At 71.3% G+C, this 25,091-nt stretch carries 19 protein-coding genes; 10 read left to right on the top strand and 9 right to left on the bottom strand.

Going from position 1 to position 25,091, the window contains the following annotated elements; translation table 11 throughout:
• The first annotated feature begins 22 nt into the window (after positions 1–22).
• Positions 23–886, top strand: coding sequence for a DsbA family protein (locus QRN49_RS16005; RefSeq protein WP_284756646.1), 864 nt, complete (start codon positions 23–25; stop codon positions 884–886).
• Positions 887–957: 71 nt separating this feature from the next.
• On the opposite strand, the gene QRN49_RS16000 is transcribed toward QRN49_RS16005, so the two are convergent.
• The 5 genes from QRN49_RS16000 to ileS are packed head-to-tail and all read right to left on the bottom strand — an operon-like array spanning position 958 to position 7,496.
• Entirely contained in the window at positions 958–1,806 is an 849-nt protein-coding gene (locus tag QRN49_RS16000) for a DsbA family protein (RefSeq protein WP_282819037.1), read from the bottom strand.
• A gap of 14 nt (positions 1,807–1,820) precedes the next feature.
• Positions 1,821–2,240, bottom strand: coding sequence for a nucleoside-diphosphate kinase (ndk, locus tag QRN49_RS15995; protein WP_017885984.1), 420 nt, complete (start codon positions 2,238–2,240; stop codon positions 1,821–1,823).
• 35 nt (positions 2,241–2,275) lie between these two features.
• A complete protein-coding gene (locus QRN49_RS15990) occupies positions 2,276–2,692 on the bottom strand; it encodes a DUF4233 domain-containing protein (RefSeq protein ID WP_051596525.1) in 417 nt (138 codons plus the stop codon).
• On the bottom strand, positions 2,689–4,242 hold the full coding sequence (locus tag QRN49_RS15985; RefSeq protein WP_284756645.1) for a bifunctional folylpolyglutamate synthase/dihydrofolate synthase: 1,554 nt from the start codon (positions 4,240–4,242) through the stop codon (positions 2,689–2,691). The genes QRN49_RS15990 and QRN49_RS15985 overlap by 4 nt, the downstream gene beginning before the upstream one ends.
• Positions 4,239–7,496 carry an isoleucine--tRNA ligase gene (ileS, locus tag QRN49_RS15980; protein WP_284756644.1) on the bottom strand — a complete coding sequence of 1,086 codons (3,258 nt, stop codon included), beginning with the start codon at positions 7,494–7,496 and terminating at the stop codon, positions 4,239–4,241. The genes QRN49_RS15985 and ileS overlap by 4 nt, the downstream gene beginning before the upstream one ends.
• Before the next feature lie 244 nt (positions 7,497–7,740).
• Between ileS and QRN49_RS15975 the strand changes: the two genes are divergently transcribed.
• The gene (locus QRN49_RS15975; RefSeq protein WP_214541139.1) at positions 7,741–8,763 is read left to right on the top strand and encodes a cation diffusion facilitator family transporter; all 1,023 of its coding nucleotides are present in this window, start codon (positions 7,741–7,743) and stop codon (positions 8,761–8,763) included.
• 52 nt (positions 8,764–8,815) lie between these two features.
• On the opposite strand, the gene QRN49_RS15970 is transcribed toward QRN49_RS15975, so the two are convergent.
• Entirely contained in the window at positions 8,816–9,415 is a 600-nt protein-coding gene (locus tag QRN49_RS15970; RefSeq protein WP_284756643.1) for an acyl-CoA-like ligand-binding transcription factor, read from the bottom strand.
• Positions 9,416–9,447: 32 nt separating this feature from the next.
• Between QRN49_RS15970 and QRN49_RS15965 the strand changes: the two genes are divergently transcribed.
• The 4 genes from QRN49_RS15965 to QRN49_RS15950 are packed head-to-tail and all read left to right on the top strand — an operon-like array spanning position 9,448 to position 14,646.
• On the top strand, positions 9,448–11,067 hold the full coding sequence (locus QRN49_RS15965) for an ABC transporter substrate-binding protein (protein WP_284756642.1): 1,620 nt from the start codon (positions 9,448–9,450) through the stop codon (positions 11,065–11,067).
• A gap of 5 nt (positions 11,068–11,072) precedes the next feature.
• Complete coding sequence (locus tag QRN49_RS15960; protein ID WP_284756641.1) at positions 11,073–12,068, top strand: ABC transporter permease; 996 nt, start codon at positions 11,073–11,075, stop codon at positions 12,066–12,068.
• On the top strand, positions 12,065–12,964 hold the full coding sequence (locus QRN49_RS15955; protein WP_284756640.1) for an ABC transporter permease: 900 nt from the start codon (positions 12,065–12,067) through the stop codon (positions 12,962–12,964). The genes QRN49_RS15960 and QRN49_RS15955 overlap by 4 nt, the downstream gene beginning before the upstream one ends.
• Complete coding sequence (locus QRN49_RS15950) at positions 12,961–14,646, top strand: ABC transporter ATP-binding protein (RefSeq protein WP_284756639.1); 1,686 nt, start codon at positions 12,961–12,963, stop codon at positions 14,644–14,646. The genes QRN49_RS15955 and QRN49_RS15950 overlap by 4 nt, the downstream gene beginning before the upstream one ends.
• A 147-nt stretch (positions 14,647–14,793) precedes the next feature.
• Here the strand turns inward: QRN49_RS15950 and proP are convergent, their stop codons facing one another.
• Positions 14,794–16,359: a glycine betaine/L-proline transporter ProP gene (proP, locus tag QRN49_RS15945; protein WP_284756638.1), complete on the bottom strand. Its 1,566-nt coding sequence runs from the start codon at positions 16,357–16,359 to the stop codon at positions 14,794–14,796.
• A gap of 289 nt (positions 16,360–16,648) precedes the next feature.
• Between proP and valS the strand changes: the two genes are divergently transcribed.
• Both valS and QRN49_RS15935 read left to right on the top strand, forming a co-directional pair.
• Positions 16,649–19,243, top strand: a complete 2,595-nt coding sequence (valS, locus tag QRN49_RS15940) for a valine--tRNA ligase (protein WP_284756637.1) — start codon at positions 16,649–16,651, stop codon at positions 19,241–19,243.
• A 65-nt stretch (positions 19,244–19,308) separates the two neighbouring features.
• On the top strand, positions 19,309–19,560 hold the full coding sequence (locus QRN49_RS15935) for a hypothetical protein (protein ID WP_284756636.1): 252 nt from the start codon (positions 19,309–19,311) through the stop codon (positions 19,558–19,560).
• A gap of 141 nt (positions 19,561–19,701) precedes the next feature.
• On the opposite strand, the gene QRN49_RS15930 is transcribed toward QRN49_RS15935, so the two are convergent.
• The gene (locus QRN49_RS15930) at positions 19,702–20,541 is read right to left on the bottom strand and encodes an alpha/beta fold hydrolase (protein WP_209079825.1); all 840 of its coding nucleotides are present in this window, start codon (positions 20,539–20,541) and stop codon (positions 19,702–19,704) included.
• A 122-nt stretch (positions 20,542–20,663) separates the two neighbouring features.
• Here QRN49_RS15930 and QRN49_RS15925 point away from each other — a divergent pair, with 122 nt between their 5' ends.
• Both QRN49_RS15925 and QRN49_RS15920 read left to right on the top strand, forming a co-directional pair.
• The gene (locus QRN49_RS15925) at positions 20,664–21,245 is read left to right on the top strand and encodes a TetR/AcrR family transcriptional regulator (RefSeq protein WP_284756635.1); all 582 of its coding nucleotides are present in this window, start codon (positions 20,664–20,666) and stop codon (positions 21,243–21,245) included.
• A gap of 227 nt (positions 21,246–21,472) precedes the next feature.
• Positions 21,473–23,497 (top strand): M3 family metallopeptidase, encoded by a 2,025-nt coding sequence (locus QRN49_RS15920; RefSeq protein ID WP_284756634.1) that lies wholly within the window; start codon positions 21,473–21,475, stop codon positions 23,495–23,497.
• A gap of 230 nt (positions 23,498–23,727) precedes the next feature.
• Here QRN49_RS15920 and clpX read toward each other — a convergent pair whose 3' ends face one another.
• Positions 23,728–25,008, bottom strand: a complete 1,281-nt coding sequence (gene clpX, locus QRN49_RS15915; protein ID WP_017886000.1) for an ATP-dependent Clp protease ATP-binding subunit ClpX — start codon at positions 25,006–25,008, stop codon at positions 23,728–23,730.
• Between the last annotated feature and the right edge of the window lie 83 nt (positions 25,009–25,091).

Here is a 25,091-nt window from a genome sequence, read left to right as displayed (position 1 = left end):
GCTGCCCCTACGCTCGGGATCGATGAGCGAGATCGAGAGCAGCAGGGCGCGCCGGGACGCCGCACGGGAACGTGCGCGAGCGGCACGGGCGGCGGAGCAGTCGCGCCGCCGTCGCCTCCGCACACTCGGCATCAGCGGGATCATCGTCGCGGGCCTCGCGGTGGTCGCGGTGGTCGCCCTTGTGCTCGCGAACTCCGTGCAGCCCGCCGGGCCGGGTCCGCGGAACACGGCGAGCGACGGTGTCCTGCTCACCGGGGCGCACGGCAGGATCGTGCCCGTCGAGACGCGAGCGGTGCCCGACGGCGGGACCCCGACGCCGACCGAACAGGACGGCTCGAAGACCGCGATCACGATCTACGCGGACTACATGTGCCCGTACTGCAACCAGTTCGAGACGGCCCAGATGCCCCGGATCCGGCAGTGGGTGGAGGACGGAACCGCCACCCTCGAGCTGCATCCGCTCGGGCTGCTCGACCGCGTGTCGCTCGGATCGCGGTACTCCACCCGCTCGGCCGCGGCTGCCGCGTGCGTCGCGGACCACGACCCGGACGCGTTCCTGGCCTTCAACAGCTCGCTCTACGACCACCAGCCCTCGGAGAGCACGCGCGGACTCACGAACGACGAGCTGGCGTCCCTCGCGCGCGAGGCCGGGGCGACGGACCCGGCCGTGACACCGTGCATCACCCGGCAGGACTTCGCCGGGTGGGTCGCCGACGCCACGAACCGGGCGATGAACGACCCGGTGCCGAACTCGTCGCTCGACGGGATCACGAGCACGCCGACGATCATCGTCGACGGCGAGCAGTACAACGCGGACGGTGCGGCGTCCCTCGCCGACGTCGACGCGTTCGCGGCCTTCGTCCGGGAGCACGGCCGGACGTCCTAACCTCCCCCCACTCACGACGAACGGCCCCCGCTCCCGGATGGGAAAGAGGGCCGTCGGTCGTTCGGGGCGTGCTACTTCGCCGCGGCGTCGATCGCGGTGATGACGGTGCTCAGGTCGTCCAGGCGCTTGCCGTCGACGACGATCGTCGGCGTGCCGAAGCCCTGCGTGCCCGCGAGCGCCTCGTTCGTGGTGACGGCCTGGGTCGACTTCGTCACCCAGCCCTTGAACTGCTCGGACGACAGGCACTCGGACAGGTCCGAACCGGTCGCGCCGCCCGCCTTGACGAGCTTCGCGATCTCGGAGTTGGTCAGGCCCTTGGTGCCCTCGGCCGGCTGGTTCTCGAAGAACTGGGTCTGCACGTCGAGGAACTTGTCCGGCGCGTAGTTCGCCACGCACATGGCGGCGTTCGCGGCACGGCTCGCGTAGCGGGAGCCCGCGTAGCTGCGGTCGAGGATCGACACCGGCTGGATCGCCAGGGTCGCGTCGCCTGACTTCACCTTGTCGAGGATCTGGTCGGAGTAGGCCGCCTCGAACTGCTTGCAGACCGGGCAGGCCCAGTCGACGTACTCGGTGACCGTCACGGCGCCGTCGCTGTTCGCCGTCGGGACCGGCGAGGCAGAGCCCGTCGCGGAGACGGCCGGCGTGGTCACCGGGGTGACCTTGCCGTCCTGGCCGGTGAACTGGATCGCGCCGGTGGCCATGTTCTTCGGCCCGGCTGCGGACACCACGGGCGCGTTGTTCACGTTCACCGCGACGATCGCGATGATCGCGGCGACCGCCAGGATGCCCAGGCCGATGCCGCCCTGCAGGAACCACTTGTTGCGGCGCTTGCGGCGCTTCTCGGCGTCGGCGCGCTGCCGAGCGACCTCTCGGGCGTGCTGACGCCGCTCGTTCTTGGTGGGTCGGTCGTTGTTCGTCACGTCGTCCCCGTCGCTCAGGCGAACCAGAGCGCGAGCTCGCGCGCGGCCGACTCGGGGCTGTCCGAACCGTGGACCAGGTTCTGCTGCACCTTGAGGCCCCAGTCGCGGCCGAGGTCACCACGGATGGTGCCGGGCGCGGCCGAGGTCGGGTCGGTGGTGCCGGCGAGCGAGCGGAAGCCCGCGATCGCACCGTTGCCGGCGACGCGCACGGCGACGACGGGACCGGACTGCATGAACTCGACGAGCGGCTCGAAGAACGGCTTGCCCTGGTGCTCCTCGTAGTGCGCGTCGAGCAGGTCACGCGGCGCGGTGAGCATCTTCAGGTCGACGAGCTCGTAGCCCTTCGCCTCGATCCGGCGGAGGATCTCACCGGTCAGCTGGCGGGCGACGCCGTCGGGCTTGACGAGGACGAGGGTCTCTTCGAAGTCGGACACGCAGTACTCCCTGTGTTCGGGGTCGAATGTGGTGGTCAGTCCTCGCCCATGGCCGCTCGGCGCGCGGCGTTCTGACGGTCCAGTTGACCGCCCTTGACGAAGCAGAAGACCCACAGCGCCAGGAACACCACGGCGACCGCGAACATGAACGGTTCGATGAACCCGGTGGCGAGGATGGCCGCCTGCAGCAGCCACCCGAACCATACACCGGCCCGGTTGCCCGTCAGACGTGAGGCAGCTGCGAGGACGATGATCGCGCCGATGCCCCCGCCGAAGGCCGCGGCGGGCGGCAGCGTGCCCTTGCCGAAGACGACGAGCATGGGGAAGAAGAACATGATCGCCTCGAGCACGAGCGTGATCGAGAGCAGGCTCTCCTGCGCCCCGCGTTCGCGGCGCGGCTTCCGGGTGCGCGGTGCGCGGCCCGGCCGGGAGGCCCGTGGTGCGTCCGTCACTTCGCCTCGCCTTCGCGGTGCACGAGGTCCATGACCGCGCCCACCATCACGATGGAGCCCGCGACGAGCACGAGGGCGTCCTCGGCGTCCGCCTCGTCGGCCAGGCTGCGCGCTTCCTGCAGTGCGGACGCCAGGGACGGCTCGACGACGACGCGGTCCTCGCCGACCTCGTCGACGACGACCCGGGCGAACTCGTCCGCGTCGAGCGCACGCTCCCCTGGCGGCTGCGTCACGACGAACGTGGCGACGGTGTCCTTGAGCGCGCGGACGAACCCGCGGGCGTCCTTGTCGCCGAGGATCCCGACGACGCCGACGACGTGCTCGGACGGGAACGCGACCGGCAGCGCCTCGGCCAGGGCCTTCGCACCGTGCGGGTTGTGCGCGGCGTCGACGACGACGGTCGGGTCGGTCGCGATGGGCTGCAGGCGACCGGGGCTGGTCGTGCCGGCGATGCCCTCGGACAGGACGTCCTCGTCGAGGGCCTGGGCCCCGCGGCCGAGGAACGACTCGACCGCCGCGATCGCCACGGCGGCGTTCTCGGCCTGGTGCCGACCGAACAGCGGCAGGAACAGGTCGTCGTAGCGGCCGGCGATGCCCTGCACGGTGATGAGCTGTCCGCCCACCGCCGGGGTGACGTCGACGACGCTGAATCCCTGCGAGCTCGGCCTGCCCGCCGCTTCGCGACGGTCAGGTACCGGCTCGAAGGGGCCCACCGTGCCCTCGACGGCCAGGGTGGACTCGGTGAGCTCGGCGGCGCGCTCGAGTTCGGCGAGGGCCTCGGGGACCTGCCGGCTCGACACCACGGCGGACGACGGCTTGACGATGCCCGACTTGGTGCGGGCGATCTCGGCCACCGTGGCACCGAGCTGCTTCGCGTGGTCGATGGCGATCGGCGTGAACACCGACACCTGGCTCTGCACGACGTTGGTGGAGTCCCACTCGCCGCCCATGCCGACCTCGATCACGGCGACGTCCACCGGGGCCTCGGCGAAGCACGCCAGGGCGAGCACGGTGAGCGCCTCGAAGAAGGTCAGCGGGAGTTCGCCCTTGTCGGCGAGCTCGCGGTCGGTGATCTCGAGCACCGGGGCGATGTCGTCCCAGTTCTCGACGAACCGGTCGGCCGCGATCGGCTGGCCGTCGACCACGATGCGCTCCCGGATCGACACCAGGTGCGGGCTCGTCATCAGGCCGGTGCGCAGACCGTGGGCCCGGACGATGCTCTCGATGGTGCGCGCGGTCGACGTCTTGCCGTTCGTGCCGGTCACGTGGATCACCGGGTACGCCAGGTGCGGGTCGCCGAGCAGCTCGACGGCGCGGCGCGTGGCGGTCAGCCGGCGCTCGGGGGCCTGTTCGCCGATGCGGGCGTACAGGGCGGCCTCGACGCGCCGGACCTCGTCGTCGTCGCCGCCGTAGGGCACGGCGTCGGATGGAGCGTCGCCGGAGGGGCCGACCGGGATCCGGATGCCGTCCTCGTCGCGACCGTCGAGCTCGTCGTGTCCGACGAACTCCTCGTTCGCCTCGTGGTCGTCGTACTGGTCGTGGTCACTCATGCGCGTGCTACCTCCACGGATACCTTCGCACCGTCACCGACGTCGGTGGTGGTGTCGTCCACCCCGAGGGGCACGATCTCGACGCTCGTCGCCAGGGTCTCCCCCGCGATGAGCTCCTGGTGCGCGCGGACCGCGCCGTCGGCCGTGTCGTCCACCCGGAGGGTCAGGGCGATGCGGTCGCTGACGTCGAGGTCGGCGTCGCGGCGGGCCTGCTGGACGGCGCGGACGACGTCACGGGCGAGCCCCTCGGCCTCGAGCTCGGGCGTCGTCACGGTGTCGAGCACGACGAAGCCGCCCTCGTCGAGGAACGCCACGGCCACCGAGGCGTCGGCCACGGTGAGGTCGAGCGAGTACTCGCCCTCGATCAGGTCGACGCCACCGACGGTCACGCCGGAGTCGGTCGCGGTCCAGTCGCCCTTCTTGGCGGCCGGGATCACCTGCTGCACCTGCTTGCCGATGCGGGGGCCGGCGACGCGGGCGTTCACGGTGAGCTTCCGCTCGATGCCGTACTGCGCCAGCGATTCCTCGGCCTGGGCCTCGAGCACCACGCGCTTGACGTTGAGCTCGTCGCGCAGGATGTCGGCGAACGGCTCGACCCCGGCCGGGTCCGGCACCACCAGGGTCAGCGTGGCCAGGGGCAGGCGGACGCGCTTGCCGGTGGCCTTGCGGAGCGCCAGACCCTTCGAGGCGACGTCGCGCACGCGGTCCATCGCGTCGACGAGGGCGTCGTCGGCCGGGAACTCGTCGGGCTCCGGGAAGTCCGTCAGGTGGACGCTGCGTCCGCCGGTCAGGCCCTTCCAGATCTCCTCGGTGACGAGCGGCGCGAGCGGGGCGGCGACCCGGGTCAGGGTCTCGAGCACGGTGTACAGCGTGTCGAACGCCGCACGGGTCTCGGCGCCGGCGTCCGCGTCGGCCCCGGTCCAGAACTTGTCGCGCGAGCGGCGGACGTACCAGTTCGTGAGTACGTCGGCGAAGTCGCGGACGGCCTGGGCCGCGAGCGGGGTGTCGAGCGCGTCGAGGTGCGTCCGGACGTCGGTGACGAGGACCCGGGTCTTCGCGAGCAGGTACCGGTCGAGCACGTCGGTCGAGTCGGTCCGGCGCTGGGCCCGGTACCCGTCGGGACCCGAGGCGTTCGCGTACAGGGTGAAGAAGTAGTACGTCGACCACAGCGGCAGCATGAACTCGCGGACGCCCTGGCGGATGCCCTCTTCGGTGACGACGAGGTTGCCGCCGCGGATCACCGACGAGGACATCAGGAACCAGCGCATGGCGTCGGCACCGTCGCGGTCGAAGACCTCGGAGACGTCCGGGTAGTTCCGGAGCGACTTCGACATCTTCTGGCCGTCCGAGCCGAGGACGATGCCGTGGCTGATGACGTTCTGGAACGCCGGCCGGTCGAACAGCGCGGTGGAGAGCACGTGCATGACGTAGAACCAGCCGCGCGTCTGCCCGATGTACTCGACGATGAAGTCGGCCGGGCTGTGCGACTCGAACCACGCAGCGTTCTCGAACGGGTAGTGCACCTGGGCGTACGGCATCGACCCGGAGTCGAACCACACGTCGAACACGTCGGTGATCCGGCGCATCGTCGAGTTGCCCGTGGGGTCGTCGGGGTTCGGCCGCGTCAGGTCGTCGATGAACGGCCGGTGCAGGTCCACTTCGCCCTCGGCGTTCACCGGCAGCCGACCGAAGTCGCGCTCGATGTCGGCGAGCGAGCCGTACACGTCGGTGCGCGGGTACTCGGGGTCGTCGGACTGCCACACCGGGATCGGCGTGCCGAAGTAGCGGTTGCGCGAGACCGACCAGTCGATGGCGTTGCCGACCCACTTGCCGAACTGGCCGTCCTTGACGTTGTCCGGCACCCAGTTGATGTCCTGGTTGAGCTGGCCCATGCGGTCGCGGAGCTCGGTGACGCGGACGAACCACGACGAGACGGCCTTGTAGATGAGGGGCTTCCGGCACCGCCAGCAGTGCGGGTAGCTGTGCTCGTAGGACGCCTGGCGGAGCAGTCGCCCGGCGTCGCGGACGGCCTTGGTCAGCGGCTTGTTCGCGTCCGACCAGAGCATGCCGGCGACCTCGCCGAACTGCGACGTGAAGACGCCGCCCTCGTCGAGGGACAGCACGACGGGGATGCCGGCGGCGGCGCAGACCTCCTGGTCGTCGGCACCGTAGGCCGGGGCCTGGTGCACGATGCCGGTGCCCTCACCGGTCTCGACGTACTCGGCGACCAGGATGCGCCACGCGTTCTCGTAGCCTTCCTGGTCGGCTAGGAAGTCGAACAGCCGCTCGTACTCGACGCCGTCGAGCTCGGTGCCCGTCAGCGTGCGCGCGACGGCGGCGAGCGCCTCGTCACCCGAGGCGTAGCCGAGCTCCTTCGCGTGCGCGGCCACGGTGTCGGACGCGAGCAGGTAGGAGACGGAACCGGCGTCGGCACCGTCAGCCGCGCCTCCAGGCCCTGCCGGGACGACCGCGTACGCGATCTCCGGACCGACCGCCAGGGCGGCGTTCGTCGGGAGGGTCCAGGGGGTCGTCGTCCAGGCGAGCGCACGCACACCGGTCAGGTCGAGCGCGGAAGCGCGGTCGCCGTGCAGCGGGAACGAGACGGTGACGGACTGGTCCTGGCGCATCTTGTAGACGTCGTCGTCCATGCGCAGCTCGTGGTTGGACAGTGGCGTCTGGTCGTTCCAGCAGTACGGCAGGACCCGGAAGCCCTCGTACGCCAGCCCCTTGTCCCAGAGCTGCTTCCACGCCCAGAGCACGCTCTCCATGAAGGTGACGTCGAGGGTCTTGTAGTCGTCCTCGAAGTCGACCCAGCGCGCCTGGCGGGTGACGTACTCCTGCCACTCGTCGGTGTACTGCAGCACGGACTTCTTGGCGGCGGCGTTGAAGACGTCGATGCCCATGGCGTCGATCTCGTGCTTCTCGGTGATGCCGAGCTGGCGCATCGCCTCGAGCTCGGCGGGCAGGCCGTGGGTGTCCCAGCCGAAGCGGCGGTGCACCTGCTTGCCGCGCATGGTCTGGTAGCGCGGGAAGACGTCCTTCGCGTACCCGGTCAGCAGGTGCCCGTAGTGCGGCAGGCCGTTGGCGAAGGGCGGGCCGTCGTAGAAGGTCCACTCCGGGCAGCCCTGTCGCGCGTCGATGGACGCCTGGAACGTGTCGTCGCGCTTCCAGAAGGCGAGGATGCCCCGCTCGACGGCGGGGAAGCTCGGCGAGGGGACGACGCCATCGGCATCGGCGTTCAACGGGTACGGCACCGGGACTCCTTGTGGGTTCGCTCGATCTCCACGAGGACGGAAACAGGTTCCGCGGTACCACCTCGTTTGCCGCCCAACGTGCGCTGTGCGACCACTCTGTGTCGGGGATGGTGACGGTCCCGAACCCGCCCGGTTCTACTGACGGAGGCGCTGGCGCGCTCCGCGTTCTTCCGGAAGCTCCCCGGTGATGGCCGGATCGACGCTCGTGGAACACGACTTTACCGGACGGGAGCATGCTTGAGCGATGCCCGCAGAAGAACGCCCCGAGTCACTCGTCACCGTCCTGATCGCGTTCGGGGCGAACCTGCTCGTCGCGATCGCGAAGACCGTCGCCTCGCTCGTCTCGGGTTCGGCGTCGATGGTGGCCGAGGCGGCGCACTCGTGGGCGGACACCGGCAACGAGGTGTTCCTGCTCGTCGCGGAACGACGGGGCGGCAAGAAGCGGGACACCGCGCACCCGCTCGGGTACGGACGCGAGACCTACATCTGGTCGATGTTCGCCGCGTTCGGCCTGTTCACGGCCGGTGCGATCGTGTCGATCTACCACGGCATCTCGGAGTTCGGGGACACCGGGCCGGCCGAGGACGTCGTGCTCAACTACGTCGTGCTCGGGGTCGCGTTCCTGCTCGAGGGCACGAGCTTCCTGCAGGCGTACCGGCAGGCACACGGCGCCGCGACGAAGCGCAGGGTCCCGGTGCTGCGGCACGTGCTGCAGTCGTCGAACCCGACGCTCCGTGCGGTGTTCGCCGAGGACGCGGCGGCGCTGATCGGCCTGGTCGTGGCGTTCCTCGGGGTGTTCCTGCACCAGGTCACCGGGCTGGCGGTCTTCGACGCGCTCGGCTCCATCGCGATCGGTGTGCTGCTCGGGGTCGTCGCGATCGTCCTGATCGACCGCAACCGCCGGTTCCTGCTCGGCGAGAGCACGTCCCCGGAGCTCGAGAACGCGGTGCTCGTCGAGCTGCTGGGCCGGTCGCAGGTCGAGCGGGTCACCTACCTGCACCTGGAGTTCGTGGGGCCGTCGCGGGTGTACCTCGTCGCGGCCGTCGACCTGACGGGCAACGAGACCGAGGAGCACGTGGCGGTGCGGTTGCGCGACGTGGAGCAGTCGCTCGAGGACAGCCCGTACATCGAGGAGGCCGTCCTCACCCTGAGCTACCCGGGCGACGAGTCGCTGGTGCCGACCGACGGCGACGTGCCCGAGGTGGTCAGGGACGGCACGGCTTCGGACGTGGCGTCCGGCGGCGCGGGGACCCTGCGCACGGAGTGAGCGTCGACTGGGCGCGCGGGTGGCCGGGTTCGTGTCGCAATACGCCGGCGTGTCAGCGGGCGTCGAGGCCCGCGACCACCGGGGTGAGCGCCGCCGCGACGTACTCGACGAGCGCACGGCGGCCGACCCCGTCGGTGACCCACACCCCGAACGCCGCGGCGGCGGCACCGAGCATCGCGCCGGACACCGTCTGCGGCCAGAGCGAGCGCGGCTGCTCCCCCGTGCGGCCCGCGACGAAGGCGGCGACGGCCTCGTGCTGCGCCGTCACCCGGACCGCGACTCCCGCCACCAGCTCGGGCCCGATGTCCATCACCTCGGCCTGCGCGACGGCCCACGGCACCCGCTCGGGGTCGTGGGCACGGGCAGCGGCGAGGAGCGCCTGCTCGACGGCCCGGACGACGCTCGGCTCGGTCGAGGCGGCGAGGTACCCGGGCAGCCCGGCGACGGCGGCGTCGAGTTCGAGCCACATCACGTCGGCCTTCGCCGGGAAGTAGTTGAAGAACGTCGCACGGCTGACCCCGGCGCGGGCGGCGATCTGGTCGACCGTGGTGCGTCCGTACCCCTGCTCGAGGAAGAGCTCGGCGGCGGCGTCCGCGAGCACCTCGGCGCTCGAGCGTCGGGGTCGGCCACCGCGGCGGATCGGTTCGTCCATGGGCCCCAGTAAACCGCTAGACTCGGTCAGCCATGATCTTGGACTCAGTACAGAAAACCCTCACCGCCGTCGCGGGCGCCTCGGCGGTCCTGCTCGTCCTGGCTGCCTGCAGCGGACCGGGCACGAGCACCGGGAGCAGCACCCCGGTCGCCGGCGGCACGCTCACCTACGCCTCCGGCGACGCCGAACCGACCTGCCTCGACCCGCACGTCGGGGGCAACTACCCGCAGGCACTCCTCGCGACGCAGTACATCGAGGAACTCGTCGGGCTCGAGGACGGCAAGCCCACGCCGGAACTCGCGACGAAGTGGAGCACGAGCGACGACGGGAAGACCCTGACGTTCACCCTGCGTGACGACGTCTCCTTCACCGACGGCACCCCGTTCGACGCCGCCGCGGTCGTGGCGAACATCGAGCACGTGCAGGACCCGGCCACCGCCTCGAGCACCGGTTACCTGGCGCTGCAGTCCATCACGAAGGCGACCGCCACCGACGAGCACACCGTGACGCTGACGCTGAGCCGGCCGGACAGCGCGCTGCTCGAGTCCTTCTCGCAGCCCTGGGTGGGCATGGAGTCCCCGAAGGCGCTCGAACGGAAGCAGGCGACGAACTGCGAGTCCCCCGTCGGCACCGGCCCGTTCCGCGTCACCGGCTGGAAGCACGGCGACCGCGTCACCCTGACGAAGAACACCGACTACTGGGGGGCGACGAAGCCGCGCCTGTCCGGCATCACGTGGCGGTTCCTGCCGGACTCGACCTCGCGCTACGCCGCGTTGCAGTCCGGTCAGGTCGACGTGATCGACAACGCCCAGCCCGACCAGCTCAAGGCCGCGTCGGCGAAGGGCGCCATCCGCGACCTCGACGCCCCGCGCCCCGGCGCCTCGAACCGGCTCGAGCTGAACTCCGGCCACGGGGTGTTCCGCGACGCGGCGGTGCGCCAGGCCTTCATCGCCGGTGCCGAGATCGACCCGGGCCTGCAGTCGCTGTTCCTCGGCACCGCGAAGCGCTCGTACTCGGTGCTCTCGAGCGCTGAGCCGCTCGCGTACTCCGAGAAGAGCCGGTTCGAGTACTCCCCCACCAAGGCGAAGCAGCTCCTCGACGACGCCGGGTGGAAGGTCGGGTCGGACGGCATCCGCGAGAAGGACGGCCAGCAGCTCACCGTGACGTTCCCCGTCTCGACGAACCAGTCGGTGCCGGCCGAGCGCAGCCTGTTCCAGCAGATCCAGGCGTCCGAGAAGGCCGTCGGGTTCAAGGTCGTGCTCGACGAACTCGACCTGTCCAGCTGGTACGCCGCCCTCGCCGCGAACGAGTACGACGTCGTCAGCGCCCCGTACACGAAGGTCGGCCCCGACGTCCTGCGCATCCTGTACGACAGCGCGAGCATCGAACCCGCACCATCCGGCTACTTCGCGAACCTGGCCCAGCTCGACGACCCCGCCGTCGACCGGCTGCTCGAGCAGGCCGCCCGCACCTCGGACGCCGACGAGCGCGCCGCCCTGTACGAGCAGGCCCAGAAGGCGATCCTGGCGAGCGACACGGTGCTCCCCCTGTACGACCAGCAGAACCACTTCCTGGTGCGCTCGGCCGTGCACGGCATCCGGACCACCCCGGTCTCGACGCCCTGGTTCGGCACCGCCTGGATCGACCGCTGACACGGATGCGATGGGTCTGGTGGGCCGTCCGGCGGCTCGCCGGGGGCATCGGCGTGCTCTGGGCCGTCGCGACGATCGTCTTCGTCGCGATCCGGCTGATCCCCGGTGACCCGGCGCTCGCGATCCTGGGCGGACCGGGGTCGCAGGCCTCGGCCGAGGCCGTCGCCCAGGTCCGCCACGAGTACGGCCTCGACCAGCCGGTCCTGGTGCAGTACGCGGTGTTCCTCGGACGCCTGGCGACCGGGCAGCTCGGCGACTCGTACGCCTTCCGCACCCCGGTCGCGACGCTCCTCGCCCAGCAGCTGCCCGTCACGCTGACGCTCGCGGTCGCCGGCCTCGTCGTCGCCTGGGTGCTCGCGATCGTCGCCGCGTGGGCCTCGACGCAACGCGGCCGGATCGCCGCCGGGCTCACCAGCGCCCTGAGCGTCACCGCGAGCGTGATGCCGCACTTCTGGCTCGGCAGCGTGCTCATCGTGGTGTTCGCCACGTCCCTGGGGTGGGTGCCGGCGGTCAGTGACGGCACCGCTCGCGGCTGGGTGCTCCCGGTGCTGACCGTGGCCGTGCCGGTCGCCGGGTACCTGGCCGAGACCGTGCGCGACGGCGTGGTCGACGCGCAGCGCTCCGCCTTCGCACTCGCCGCCCGGGGTCGGGGCGAGACCCGCCTCGGCCTGTTCGGACGGCACCTGCTCCGGCACGCCGCCCTGCCCGGGATCGCGCTGTCCGCGTGGGCCTTCGGGTCGCTCGTCTCCGGAGCCGTGGTCGTCGAGTCCGTGTTCGCCCTGCCCGGCATCGGCCGTGCCCTGGTCACCGCGGTCACCCAGCGGGACATGCCGCTCGTCGCCGGCATCGCGATGGTGTCGGCGGCCGCGTACGTCGTCGTGCTCGCCGTGGCCGACCTCGTCGAACGTGCCGTCGACCCGCGCAGCACCGCACGGAACGCGGCCCTGCGCTCCGGTGGTGGGCGACGCCGTGGAGCCGGCCGTCCGGCGGGCGCGCGGTGAGCGGGATCGCCGACCCGGGCCTCCAGACCGGAGCGCCCGGCCACCAGACCGCCGTCGGCACCGAGCGCGTCCGTGGGGGGACGCTCGGCGCCGGCGGCATCGCCGCGGGGGTGGTCGTCCTGGTCGCCGTCGTGGCGGCGGTGTGGCCCGCCCTGCTCGGCGGCGGGGACCCGCTCGCGGTGCACCCCGCTGATGCCCTGGCCGCACCGAGCGGCGCGCACCCGTTCGGCACCGACGAGTCCGGACGTGACGTCCTGGCGCGGGTGGTCGCGGGGACCCGGGCATCACTCGTCGTCGGCGTCGCCGCGACCCTGATCGGTGGCGGCGTGGGCGTCCTGCTCGGCGTCGTCGCCGGGCTCGGTGCCGGGGCCGGACGACTCGGACGCCTGCTCGACGCCGTCATCGGTCGCGTCACCGAGGTCGCGTTCGCCCTGCCGCTGCTGCTCGTCGCCCTGGTCGTCATCGCCGTGACCGGTCCGGGTCCGGTGCCGGCGGTGCTCGCGGTCGGGTTCGCGACCGCTCCCGGGTACGCCCGGATCGTGCGCGGCCTGGTCCGGGCCGCCCGGAGTTCGCAGGTGGTCGAGACGGCCGTACTGCTCGGCCGCTCCCCCGCCCGCACCGTGGTCCGGCACGTGCTGCCGACGGCGCTGTGGCCCGTCGTCGCCGTCGCCACGCTCGGGGTCGGGCAGGCGGTCGTGTGGGCCTCGGCGCTGAGTTACCTCGGCGTCGGCACGCCCCCGCCTGCGCCGGAGTGGGGCGCGATGCTCGCCGACGGTCGCACCTACCTGCAGACCGCGCCGTGGATGAGCACCTTCCCCGGACTCGCGATCGTGGTGCTCGCGACCGCCGTGACCGTGCTCGGCCGGGCGATCCGACGGACCGGGGCCGCGCGGTGAGCGCCGTCCTCGACGTCCGCGGGCTCACCGTCGCCATCGGCGGCACCCCGATCGTGCACGGTGTCGACCTGCGCGTCGACGCCGGCGAGTGCGTCGCCCTGGTCGGGGCGTCCGGCTCCGGCAAGACCGTCACCGCCCGCGCCGTGCTCGGCCTGTCCGCGCCCGGCGCCGCCGTGCACGCCGACGTGTTCGCGGTCGACGGCGTCGACGTGGGCGGGTACACGGACCGGCGGTGGCGCCGGCTGCGGGGATCACGGGTCGGCTACGTCGGCCAGGAGGCCCTGGGCGCGTTGGACCCGCTGCGCCCCGTCGGGCGCGAGGTCGCCGACAGCCTCCGCCTGCACACCGAGATGCGTGCGGCCGAGCGCGTGGACGCCGTGCGCGACGCCCTGGCCGCGGTGGGCCTCGACCCGGACATCGCGACCGACGGCCGGCTCGCCGGGACGCTGTCGGGCGGGATGCGACAGCGGGCCCTCATCGCCGCGGCCACCGTCGGGTCCCCCGCGCTGCTGGTCGCCGACGAACCGACGACGGCGCTCGACGCCGGGGTCGCCGTCACCGTGATGGGACAGCTGCGGGCGGCGCAGACACGGGGCGCCGGACTGCTCGTCATCACGCACGACCTGGGGCTCGTCGCGGGGTGGGCCGACCGGGTCGCCGTCGTGCACGAGGGCCGGATCGTCGAGCAGGGCGCGGTCGCCGAGGTCTTCGCGGCGCCGCAGCACCCCGCGACCCGGGCGCTGGTGCGTGCGGCCGGCGCTGCCGCGGCGCCGGGTGCCGCGTCGCCCGCTGCCGTTCGGTGCGAGGTTCCGGATGCCGTGCGAGGCGTCGAGGCTCGCACGGGAGCCGGATCCTCGCACGGTTCGGAGCCGACCTCGCACGGTGGGAGGGACGTGCTCGCGGCGGACGGGCTCTCGCGGGAGTACGGCGGGGTGCTCGCGGTCGACGACGTGTCGTTCGGGCTCGAACGCGGCCGGGTGCTCGGGGTGATCGGCGCCTCGGGCTCGGGCAAGACGACGCTCGCGCGGATGCTCCTCGGGCTCGAGACACCCGACGCCGGTACGGTCACGCTCGACGACGAACCCTGGGCTCCACTGCCCGAACGCGAGCGACGCCCCCGACGGCACCGGGTCGCGGCCGTCGTGCAGGACCCCGGCGCGACGTTCGACGAACGGTGGAACGTGGAGCGGGTCCTCGCCGACGCGTTCTCACGCGGAGACGAGCGGCGGGCACGCGGTGCGCTCGGCGACCGGGTCGACGCGGCACTGCGGCAGGTCGACCTCGACCCCGTGCTGCGGTCCCGCTCCCCCCGCACCCTGTCCGGCGGGCAACGACAGCGGCTCGCGATCGCCCGTGCGCTGGCGACCGACCCCGAGGTGATCGTGCTCGACGAGCCGGTGACCGCCCTCGACGCCACGGTGCAGGACGCCGTGCTGCGGCTGCTCGAACGGCTCCGCGACGAGACCGGCGTGGCGATGGTGTTCGTGTCGCACGACCTCCGGGCGGTCCGGCGGATGGCCGACGACGTCCTCGTGGTGCACCGCGGCGCGGTCGTCGAGCACGGCCCCGCCGCCGAGGTCTTCGCGCGCCCGGCGCACCCGGTGACCGCGCGGCTGCTGCACGCCGCGGAGCGGCTGGCAGCGGGCCCCGCCGCGGGGACCGCAGCCGACCTCACGGACTGAGCGACAGTCCACGCGCGCTCCTGCCCGTGGACTGTCGCTGCGCGCGTGACGTCACCGACGGCCCTGAACGGCCAGGAGGCCCGGTGCGCGTCCGTGACGGACGTGCACCGGGCCTCCTGGCCGGGTTGCCGCGGGGCGGCCCCGTGGTCAGGAACCGGAGGGTTCCTTCTGGGCGGCGTCGGACGAGATGATCGGGATCTCGCTCGTCGAGAAGTCCTTCGCCCAGTCGGACTGCGCGAGCTCCGACGTCGGGTCGTTGTAGTCCTCGATGACGCCGGCGATCTCGTCCTCGGAGCCGACCGTCGGGCCGGAGCCCATGAGCGGGCTCGCGGCGGTCTCCTTGGTGAAGTACACCGCGACCAGGCCGATCACGGCGGCGAGCATCAGGTAGAACGCGGGGATGTCCTCGGCCCAGCCGTACCCGGCGTCCTTCGCGGCGTTGATGAGCGCGGCGGTCGCGAGCGGGGTGGTCCCGCCGAAGAGCGACACCGACACGTTGAACGCGATCGCCAGGGCGCCGTAGCGGATGATCGTCGGGAACAGCGCGGGCAGCGTCGACGGCATGGTCGAGGTGAACGTGACCAGGACGACGCCGAGGATCAGCAGGCCGGCGAAGACGCCGACACCGGTGCCGGTCTGGACCAGCTTGAGGGCCGGCCAGGACAGCAGGATGAAGCCGATGCAACCGGCGGCGAGCACCGGACGGCGCCCGAACTTGTCGGACAGCCGGCCGCCGAAGGTGATGACGACCATCATGAGCAGCATCACGATGACGATGAGGATCAGGCCGAACGTGGCGTTCTGGCCGAGGTTCTGCTCGAGGTAGGTCGGCATGTACGACAGCAGCATGTAGTCGGTCACGTTGAAGACCAGGACCAGGCCGATGCAGATGATGAGCGAGCGCCAGTTCTCGGCGAAGAGCTTGAGGAACGGGGTCTTCTGGCCCTCGCGCTCGGCGGCCTGCTCCTGCTGCTTCTGGAACGCCGGGGTCTCCTCGAGCTTGAGGCGCAGGTAGAGGCCGATCAGGCCGAGGGGGCCCGCGACGATGAACGGGATGCGCCAGCCCCAGCTGAGCAGGGCGTCCTCGGACAGGCCGAACTGCAGGCCCGTCACGATCGAGGCGCCGAGCACGTAGCCGGCGAGGGTGCCGAACTCGAGCCACGAGCCCATGAACCCGCGGCGCTTGTCGGGCGAGTACTCGGCGATGAAGGTCGCGGCGCCGCCGTACTCACCACCGGTCGAGAAGCCCTGCACGAAACGGGCGACGAGCAGCAGGACCGGGGCCCAGAAGCCGATCGTGTCGTACGACGGGATCAGGCCGATCATGAGCGTGCCGGCGGCCATCAGGATCATCGTCAGCGCGAGGACCTTCTGGCGGCCGATCTTGTCGCCGATCGGGCCGAACACGGCACCACCGATCGGGCGCACGATGAACGCGGCGGCGAAGAAGCCGAACGTGGCGACGATGTTCGCGGCCGGGTCGCCCTGCGGCAGGAACACCTGCGAGATGGTGACCGTCAGGTACGCGAAGATGCCGAAGTCGAACCACTCCATCGCGTTGCCGAGCGCGGCAGCCGCGACGGCACGCTTGAGCAGCGACTCCTCGACGACGGTGACGTCGTCCTTCGTGAGGTCGCGACGAGCGCGCTTCGCGGCGCCCTTCGTGCGCAACGGCCGATCGCCGTGCGGGTGGGGTGCGTTGTTCGGTGCCAAGTCGTTCCTCCGGGGTGCGGTGCTTCCTTCGGGCGTCCGGCGGACGGCGACGTTGCAGCTCCTGCGAACTCCGCGCTCGCCGGACAAACTCCGACAGACTACCAGGCTCCTGGCGTGTCCGACAGTTCGGTGTGCTAGAGGCTTGCTCGGCGATGGCCGCGTCCGACCGGTTCGTCCGCCTGCGTGCGCGTGCGCGGCCGCTACGATTGGGGCACCGCGCGTCAGGCGCGGAACACTCAGGCACCTCATCACGGACTCGGTGCCGCACACACGTACGGAAGGCACACCCATGACCAAGCCCATGCCCGAGAAGCCCAGCGTCGACGGACTGGAGCAGGTCTGGGGGCCGGTCTGGGAACAGGACGGCACCTACCGCTTCGACCGCGAGGCCGCCGGTCACCGCGACGCCGTCTGGTCGATCGACACCCCGCCGCCCACCGCCTCCGGCTCGCTGCACATCGGGCACGTGTTCTCGTACACGCACACCGACCTCAAGGCCCGGTTCGAGCGCATGCGCGGCAAGCACGTCTTCTACCCGATGGGCTGGGACGACAACGGTCTGCCCACCGAACGCCGTGTGCAGAACTACTACGGGGTCCGCTGCGACCCGACCCTGCCGTACGACCCCGACTTCACGCCGCCGTTCGAGGGCGGGGACGGCAAGTCCTCGAAGGCCGCCGACCAGCAGCCGGTGTCGCGCCGCAACTTCATCGAGCTGTGCGAGCGCCTGACCGTGCAGGACGAGCAGCAGTTCGAGGAGCTCTTCCGCACCCTCGGCCTGTCGGTCGACTGGACCCAGTCGTACCGCACCATCGACGACACCTCGCGGGCCAGCGCCCAGCGCGCGTTCCTGCGCAACCTCGAGCGCGGCGAGGCCTACCAGGCCGACGCCCCGACCCTGTGGGACGTCACGTTCCGCACCGCGGTCGCGCAGGCCGAGCTCGAGGACAAGGAGATGCCCGGCGCGTACCACGGCATCGCCTTCCACCGCACCGACGGCGGCGACGACGTCGTCATCCAGACCACCCGCCCCGAGCTCCTGCCGGCCTGCGTCGCCCTGGTGGCCCACCCGGACGACGAGCGGTTCCAGGACCTCTTCGGCACCACCGTCCGCTCCCCCCTGTTCGACGTCGAGGTCCCGGTGCTCGCACACCACCTGGCGCAGAAGGACAAGGGTGCCGGCATCGCGATGGTCTGCACCTTCGGTGACACCACCGACGTCGTGTGGTGGCGCGAGCTGCAGCTGCCGAACCGCGCGATCATCGGCTTCGACGGCCGCGTGCGCTCGGACGAGCCCGCCTGGATCGAGTCCACGACGGGCCGGGAGCTCTACGCCGAGATGGCCGGCAAGACCGTGTTCTCGGCCAAGAAGGTCGTCGTCGACGCGCTGACCGAGTCCGGCGAGCTGATCGGCGACGTCAAGACCATCCAGCACCCGGTGAAGTTCTTCGAGAAGGGCGACAAGCCCCTCGAGATCGTGTCGACCCGCCAGTGGTACATCGTCAACGGGGCGCGCGACGAGCAGCTGAAGAGCACGCTCCGCCAGCGCGGCGAGGAGATCGCGTTCCACCCGGACTTCATGCGCGTCCGTTACGACAACTGGGTCGGTGGCCTGTCCGGCGACTGGCTCATCTCGCGCCAGCGCTTCTTCGGCGTGCCGCTGCCCGTCTGGTACCCGCTCGACGCCGACGGCAACCCGGTGTTCGACCAGCCGATCGTCCCGACCGAGGCGCAGCTGCCGGTCGACCCGGCCTCCGAGCCCGCCCCCGGCTTCACCGAGGACCAGCGCGGCGTGCCCGGCGGGTTCCAGGGCGAGCTCGACGTCATGGACACCTGGGCCACCTCGTCGCTCACGCCGCAGCTCGCGGGCAAGTGGGAGACCGACCCGGCGCTCTACGACCTGGTGTACCCGTACGACGTCCGCCCGCAGGCGCAGGACATCATCCGCACCTGGCTGTTCACGACCGTGCTCCGCAGCCAGCTCGAGGCCGACGTGGTGCCGTGGAAGCACGCCTCGATCTCCGGCTTCATCGTCGACCCCGACCGCAAGAAGATGTCGAAGTCGAAGGGCAACGTCGTCACGCCGCTGTCCATCCTCGAGCAGCACGGCGCCGACGCGGTCCGCTACTGGGCGGCCTCGTCCAAGCTCGGCACGGACGCGGCGTTCGACCCGCAGAACCCGAAGCAGATCAAGGTCGGCCGTCGTCTGGCGATCAAGGTGCTCAACGCGGCGAAGTTCGTCTACGGCTTCCCGCTGCCCGAGGGCGCCACGAGCGTCACCGAGGCGCTCGACGTCGACATGCTCGCCGAGCTCGGCGCCGTCGTCGAGCAGGCCACCGCCGCGTTCGACGGGTTCGACCACGCCCGTGCCCTCGAGATCACCGAGCGCTTCTTCTGGACGTTCTGCGACGACTACCTGGAGCTCGTGAAGGAGCGCGCCTACGGCACCGCGTCCGACGCGACGCACGAGACGCAGGCGAGCGCGGTCCTGGCGCTGCGCGGCGCGATCGACGTGCTGCTCCGACTGCTGGCACCGTTCCTCCCGTACGCGACGGAAGAGGTGTGGGCCTGGACCCACGACACCAGCGTGCACCGGGCCTCCTGGCCGACCGCGGCCGACCTGCCCACCGACGCGGCCCCCACCGGGCTGCTCGCGGCCGTCGGACAGGCGCTCATCGGGATCCGCGGTGCGAAGACGGCGGCGAAGGCGTCCCAGAAGACGCCCGTGACGCGTGCGGTCGTCGCGGCGCCCGCCGAGACGCGGGTGCTCATCGAGCGCGCGGCGGTCGACCTGGCGGCCGTCGGCCGCATCGAGAACCTGTCGTTCGTCGACGGCGACGAGCTCGCCGTCACCGAGATCGAGCTCGCGGAACAGCAGGCGTAACCTCGCCTGTCCGGGCCGGGTCGCCTTGGTGACCCGGCCCGTCAACCACCGGAATGGAGGCACGGATGCAGTTGGGCACACGCTGGAACGTGGGTGGGGAGCCGCCTGCGCGACTGCCCGAGACGATGGTCGTCGCCGTGCGCGGGGTCGAGGACGAGCTCGCGGCGGAGTCCGTCGACACGGCGACGTGGGGCTGGACCCTGACGTTCCTCGAGGGCAGGCCGATCGTCGAGCTCGAAGACGGCACCTCGATCCACCTCGACGACGCCGGGCACGCCCAGGTGACGAACCCCGACGACGCGGGCGAAGAGGACTAGCGCGGGGCGCGGCGCGGCGCGCGCTGCTCGCTGCGCGGCGCTTGGAGTGCAGAAATGGTCGGGTCCCCGGTGGGGACCCGACCATTTGTGCTCACGATGCGGGCGCCCCCGCCGGGGAGCGCCCGCGTGATCGCCGAGGGATCAGGACTCGGCGAGCCAGGTGCGCAGGACCTCGTTCACCTCGGCGGTGTGCGTGGTGAGCAGGCCGTGCGGGGCGCCCTCGATCTCGACGTACTTCGCCGCGGGCAGTGCCTGGGTGAAGCGTCGGCCGGTGGCGTCGATCGGGAGGATGTTGTCCGACGTGCCGTGCACGATCAGTGCGGGGACGGTGACCTTCGGGATGTCCTGACGGAAGTCGGTCGGCCAGGTCAGGGGTGCTGCAGCAGAGGCGATCGAGCCGGAGCCAGCTGCGACGTTCCAGGCGTTCCGGACCTGCTCCTCGGAGATGCGGGTGCCGAGGTTCTCCGACAGGTTGAAGAAGTCCTGGTAGAAGTTCGTGAAGTACGCGTAGCGGTCCTTCGCCACGTCCGCGGCGATGCCCTCGAAGAACGACATCGGGCCGGCGCCGTCGGGGTTGTCGTCGGTGATCGCGAGGAACGGCTCGAGCGAGGCGAGGAACGCGACCTTCGCGATCCGGTCCTCACCGTGGCGGCCGATGTAGCGGGCGATCTCGCCGGTGCCCATCGAGAAGCCGACGAGGATCACGTCGCGCAGGTCGAGGGTCTCGAGGACCGTGTGCAGGTCGTCGGCGAAGGTGTCGTAGTCGTAGCCGGTGGACGGCTGCGAGGACTGGCCGAAGCCACGACGGTCGTACGTGATGACGCGGTAGCCGGCCTCGAGGAGCATCGGGACCTGCCCCTCCCACGAGTTGCCGTCGAGGGGGAAGCCGTGGATCAGCACGATCGGCTGCCCCTGGCCCTTGTCCTCGTAGTGGAGTTCGATGTCGACGCTGTTCTCGGTTCCGACGGTGATGGCACCCATGATCGTTCCTTCCCTGAGTATCGCGGAGAACGATCGTTCTCCGCCGATGTGGACTACAGTAGAGAACGCCCGTTCCCAGCGCAACTCGAGAACGGTGAACACTCAGGGAACGGGGTACACACATGGCCACCAGCACCGTCGAGCCGGACGTCCGAGCACACATCGTCGAGGTCGCGGACCAGCTGTTCTACACGCGCGGGATCCAGTCCGTGGGGATGGACGAGATCCGCACGGGCGCCGGGGTCTCCCTCAAGAAGCTGTACGCGGCGTTCCCCGGCAAGGAGCAGCTCATCGCCGCGGTGCTCGCCGGCCGCCACGACATGTGGGAGCAGGGCGTGCACGGCGCGGTCGAGACTGCGACCAGCCCGCGCGACAAGCTCCTGGCGGTCTACGACTTCCTGGAGTCGTGGTTCGGCGACGACACGTTCCGCGGCTGCGGGTTCATCAACGCGTTCGGCGAGCTCGGGGCGACCTCGCCCGCGGTCGCCGAGATCGCGCGTGAGCACAAGGACTCGTTCCAGCAGTTCGTGCAGCAGCTCACCGCCGAGGTCGTCGCCGACCCCGAGCACGCCGAGGAACTCGCCGCGCAGCTCGCGCTGCTCGCCGAGGGCGCGCAGACCACCGCGGCCATCGCCGGCACCACGGCGCCGGCCGCGCACGCGCGTCGTGCCGCGGTGACCCTGATCGACGCCGCGATGCGCTGACACGCGACCGCGATGCGGACGGGAGGCCCGTGGCGGCGCCGCCACGGGCCTCCCGTCCGTCCGCTGGTCGCGCCGGGCGCGGGTGCGCTCGCCGGGCCGTTCCGGGCGTACCTGGTCGTTCCGGGCGTACCAGGTCGGTTCTTTCGACCAGGTATGCCCGATTCCGCTTCCCAGTCCGGGCGTCATGGGAAGGAACGGACTCCAGCACCCGTGCATAGGGTGGGCAGATGGCAACCCCGTTCGACGTCCCGAGCACCCTCCCCTACGCCCTGCCGCCCTTCGGCGACGTGCGACTCGAGCACTACCGACCGGCGTTCGAGGCCGGCATGGCCGAGCAGCGCGCCGAGGTCGAGGCCATCGCCACCGACCCGCACGCCCCGACGGTCGAGAACACCCTGATCGCACTCGAGCGATCCGGGCAGCTGCTGACCCGCGTCAGCCACGTGTTCTTCACGCTGTCGTCGGCCGACTCGACCCCGGAGCTGCACGACCTCGAAGCCGAGATCTCCCCGCTCCTCGCCGCCCACCGTGACGCGATCACGCTCGACTCCCGCCTGTACGCCCGCGTGCAGGAGGTGCTCGACGGCGCCGAGGCCGCCGGACTGACCGGTGAGGCGCTGCGCCTGGTCGAACGGACCCACGCCGAGATGACCCTGGCGGGCGCGGGCCTCGACGACGCGGGCAAGGAGCGTCTGACCGCGATCAACCAGGAGCTCTCGACCCTCACGACGACCTTCGAGCGGAACCTGCTCGAGGACACCAACGACTCCGCCGTGCACGTGACGAACGAGGACGAGCTCGAGGGACTCGACGACGGGGCGAAGTCCGCCGCGGCCGCCGCTGCCGCCGACCGGGGCCTGGACGGCTGGCTCGTCACGCTGCCGCTCTACACCGGACACCCGTGGCTGTCCTCGCTGGCGAACCGTGACCTGCGCGAGCGGATCATGCGCGCCTCGCTCGCCCGCGGTCGTCGCGGCAACCAGTACGACAACCGCGAGGTGCTGCTCCGCATCGTCCGGCTGCGGGCCGAGCGCGCCGAGCTGCTCGGGTTCCCGAACCACGCCGCCGTGGTCACCGCCGACGAGACGGCGAAGACCCCCGAGGCCGTCGACGGGCTGCTGTCCTCGCTCGTCGGCGCCGCCGCCCGGAACGCCGACGACGAACGCGCGGTCCGGTCGCGCACGGTCGGGTTCGACATCGAGTCGTGGGACTGGGCGTACGCCACCGAGATCCTGCGTGGCGAGCAGTTCGCCGCGGACAGCACCGCGCTCCGCCCGTACTTCGAGGCCGACCGGGTCCTGCACGACGGGGTCTTCCACGCCGCCGGCGCCCTGTACGGCCTGAGCTTCACCGAGCGCCCGGACCTGCACGGCTACAACGACGAGGTCCGGGTCTTCGAGGTCACCGGCGACGACGGCGAGCCCGTGGGGCTGTACCTGCTCGACCTCTACACGCGCGACGGCAAGCGCGGCGGCGCGTGGATGAACCCGGTCGTCGAGCAGTCCGAGCTGCTCGGCACCCTGCCCGTCGTGGTCAACAACCTCAACGTCGCGAAGCCGTCCGCCGGCTCCCCCACCCTGCTCATCCAGGACGAGGTCGAGACGCTCTTCCACGAGTTCGGGCACGCCCTGCACGGCCTCATCGCCCGCACCACCTACCCCCGGTTCTCCGGCACGAACGTCGAGCGGGACTTCGTCGAGTTCCCGAGCCAGGTGAACGAGATGTGGCTGTCGTGGCCGTCCGTGCTGGCGAACTACGCGAAGCACCACGAGACCGGAGCGCCCCTGCCGCCCGAACTCGTCCTGGGGCTCAGCGAGTCCGAGGGGTTCAACGAGGGCTTCGGCACGACCGAGTACCTCGCCGCAGCGCTGCTCGACCAGGCGTGGCACCGGCTCTCGGCGGCTGACGCCGCAGCGGTGACGTCCGTCGAGGACTTCGAGCGGGACGCCCTGGCCGCCGCCGGCATCGCCGTCGAGGCCGTGCCGCCGCGCTACTCGTCGACGTACTTCGCGCACACGTTCTCGGGCGGGTACGACGCCGGCTACTACGGGTACATCTGGTCCGAGGTGCTCGACGCCGACACGGTGGAGTGGTTCCGCGACAACGGCGGGCTGGACCGGGAGGCCGGCAAGCGGTTCGCCGAGCGTCTGCTCGGGGTCGGCGGGGCGAAGGACCCGCTCGAGGCGTACCGGGACTTCCGCGGCCGCGACGCCGAGGTCGGCCCGCTGCTGCGGCGCCGCGGGCTCGAGTAGGCGCGCCCGCGCACGCTGCCGCCGGCGGCGGACGCCGGCGGCGGACGCCGGCGGCAGGTGGCGCGGGCACCGCACAACCAAAGTCACCCCGAACCACGCAACCGCGTTGTTCGGGGCGACTTTGGTTGTGCGCAGCGCTCCCGCACCGACTCGCGCGACAACGCGGCACGAACGACGAAGGCCCGCACCGATCACGGTGCGGGCCTTCGCTCTGAGGACGACGGAGCGGGCTACGCCGACTTCTCGACGCGCTTGGCCCGAGGCCGCGGCACGATCGTCGGCGCCGCGTTCTCGAGCACGGACTCGCGGGTGATCACCACGCGCGCGACGTCGTCGTCGGACGGGACGTCGAACATCACCGGGCCGAGGACCTCTTCGAGGATCGCCCGGAGCCCGCGGGCACCCGTCTGGCGCAGCACCGCGAGGTCCGCAATGGCCTCGAGCGCGCCCTGGTCGAACTCGAGCTCGACGCCGTCGATCTGGAACATCCGCTGGTACTGCTTGACCAGCGCGTTCTTCGGCTCGGTCAGGATCTGCATGAGCGCCGCCTGGTCGAGCTGCGACACCGTGGTGACGACGGGCAGACGACCGATGAACTCGGGGATCAGACCGAACTTGTGCAGGTCTTCCGGCAGCACCTCGGAGTACAGGTCCTGGTGGTCGGTCGCGCTGTGCAGGGGTGCCCCGAAGCCGATCCCGCGCTTGCCGACGCGCGAGGACACGATGTCCTCGAGCCCGGCGAACGCGCCCGCCACGATGAACAGCACGTTCGTCGTGTCGATCTGGATGAACTCCTGGTGCGGGTGCTTGCGGCCGCCCTGCGGCGGGACCGAGGCGACCGTGCCCTCGAGGATCTTGAGCAGCGCCTGCTGCACGCCTTCGCCCGAGACGTCGCGGGTGATCGACGGGTTCTCGGCCTTGCGGGCGATCTTGTCGACCTCGTCGATGTAGATGATGCCGGTCTCGGCACGCTTCACGTCGTAGTCGGCGGCCTGGATGAGCTTGAGGAGGATGTTCTCGACGTCCTCGCCGACGTAGCCGGCCTCGGTCAGGGCTGTGGCGTCCGCGACGGCGAACGGCACGTTGAGGCGCTTGGCCAGCGTCTGCGCCAGGTACGTCTTGCCGCAGCCGGTCGGGCCGATGAGCAGGATGTTCGACTTGGCGATCTCGATGTCGTCGCGGTCTTCGGCGGCGGTGATCTGGCCCTGCGCCCGGATGCGCTTGTAGTGGTTGTAGACGGCCACGGCGAGGGCGCGCTTCGCCGGGTCCTGCCCGATGACGTACTCCTGCAGGAAATCGAAGATCTCCCGCGGCTTGGGCAGTTCGAAGTCCCCGCTCGAGGTGTCCTCGCCGGCTTCGGCCAGACGTTCCTCGATGATCTCGTTGCAGAGCTCGACGCACTCGTCGCAGATGTAGACGCCCGGTCCGGCGATGAGCTGCTGGACCTGCTTCTGGCTCTTGCCGCAGAACGAGCACTTGAGGAGATCGCCGCTCTCTCCGATGCGTGCCATTCCCGTGCCTCCCTGATTGGACATGCCGGCCGCGCTGTCGCACCACCGCTGGTGCACCGCTGCTGGTGGGCACCTCGTCGTGG

Source organism: Curtobacterium sp. ME-Dv--P-122a (genome assembly GCF_030209645.1).
Classification (GTDB): Bacteria; Actinomycetota; Actinomycetes; order Actinomycetales; family Microbacteriaceae; genus Curtobacterium; species Curtobacterium flaccumfaciens.
The sequence above is the reverse complement of the archived record's forward strand: the minus strand, read 5'-3'. Positions and strand labels throughout refer to the sequence as shown.

What these genes read in the sequence shown, in the direction of transcription:
- QRN49_RS16005 (WP_284756646.1), top strand. Translation starts at nt 23, where the DNA reads ATGAGCGAGATCGAGAGCAGCAGGGCGCGCCGGGACGCCGCACGGGAA.
- QRN49_RS15985 (WP_284756645.1), bottom strand. Translation starts at nt 4,242, where the DNA reads ATGAGTGACCACGACCAGTACGACGACCACGAGGCGAACGAGGAGTTC.
- QRN49_RS15975 (WP_214541139.1), top strand. Translation starts at nt 7,741, where the DNA reads ATGCCCGCAGAAGAACGCCCCGAGTCACTCGTCACCGTCCTGATCGCG.
- QRN49_RS15970 (WP_284756643.1), bottom strand. Translation starts at nt 9,415, where the DNA reads ATGGACGAACCGATCCGCCGCGGTGGCCGACCCCGACGCTCGAGCGCC.
- QRN49_RS15965 (WP_284756642.1), top strand. Translation starts at nt 9,448, where the DNA reads ATGATCTTGGACTCAGTACAGAAAACCCTCACCGCCGTCGCGGGCGCC.
- QRN49_RS15960 (WP_284756641.1), top strand. Translation starts at nt 11,073, where the DNA reads ATGCGATGGGTCTGGTGGGCCGTCCGGCGGCTCGCCGGGGGCATCGGC.
- valS (WP_284756637.1), top strand. Translation starts at nt 16,649, where the DNA reads ATGACCAAGCCCATGCCCGAGAAGCCCAGCGTCGACGGACTGGAGCAG.
- QRN49_RS15935 (WP_284756636.1), top strand. Translation starts at nt 19,309, where the DNA reads ATGCAGTTGGGCACACGCTGGAACGTGGGTGGGGAGCCGCCTGCGCGA.
- QRN49_RS15930 (WP_209079825.1), bottom strand. Translation starts at nt 20,541, where the DNA reads ATGGGTGCCATCACCGTCGGAACCGAGAACAGCGTCGACATCGAACTC.
- QRN49_RS15925 (WP_284756635.1), top strand. Translation starts at nt 20,664, where the DNA reads ATGGCCACCAGCACCGTCGAGCCGGACGTCCGAGCACACATCGTCGAG.
- QRN49_RS15920 (WP_284756634.1), top strand. Translation starts at nt 21,473, where the DNA reads ATGGCAACCCCGTTCGACGTCCCGAGCACCCTCCCCTACGCCCTGCCG.
- clpX (WP_017886000.1), bottom strand. Translation starts at nt 25,008, where the DNA reads ATGGCACGCATCGGAGAGAGCGGCGATCTCCTCAAGTGCTCGTTCTGC.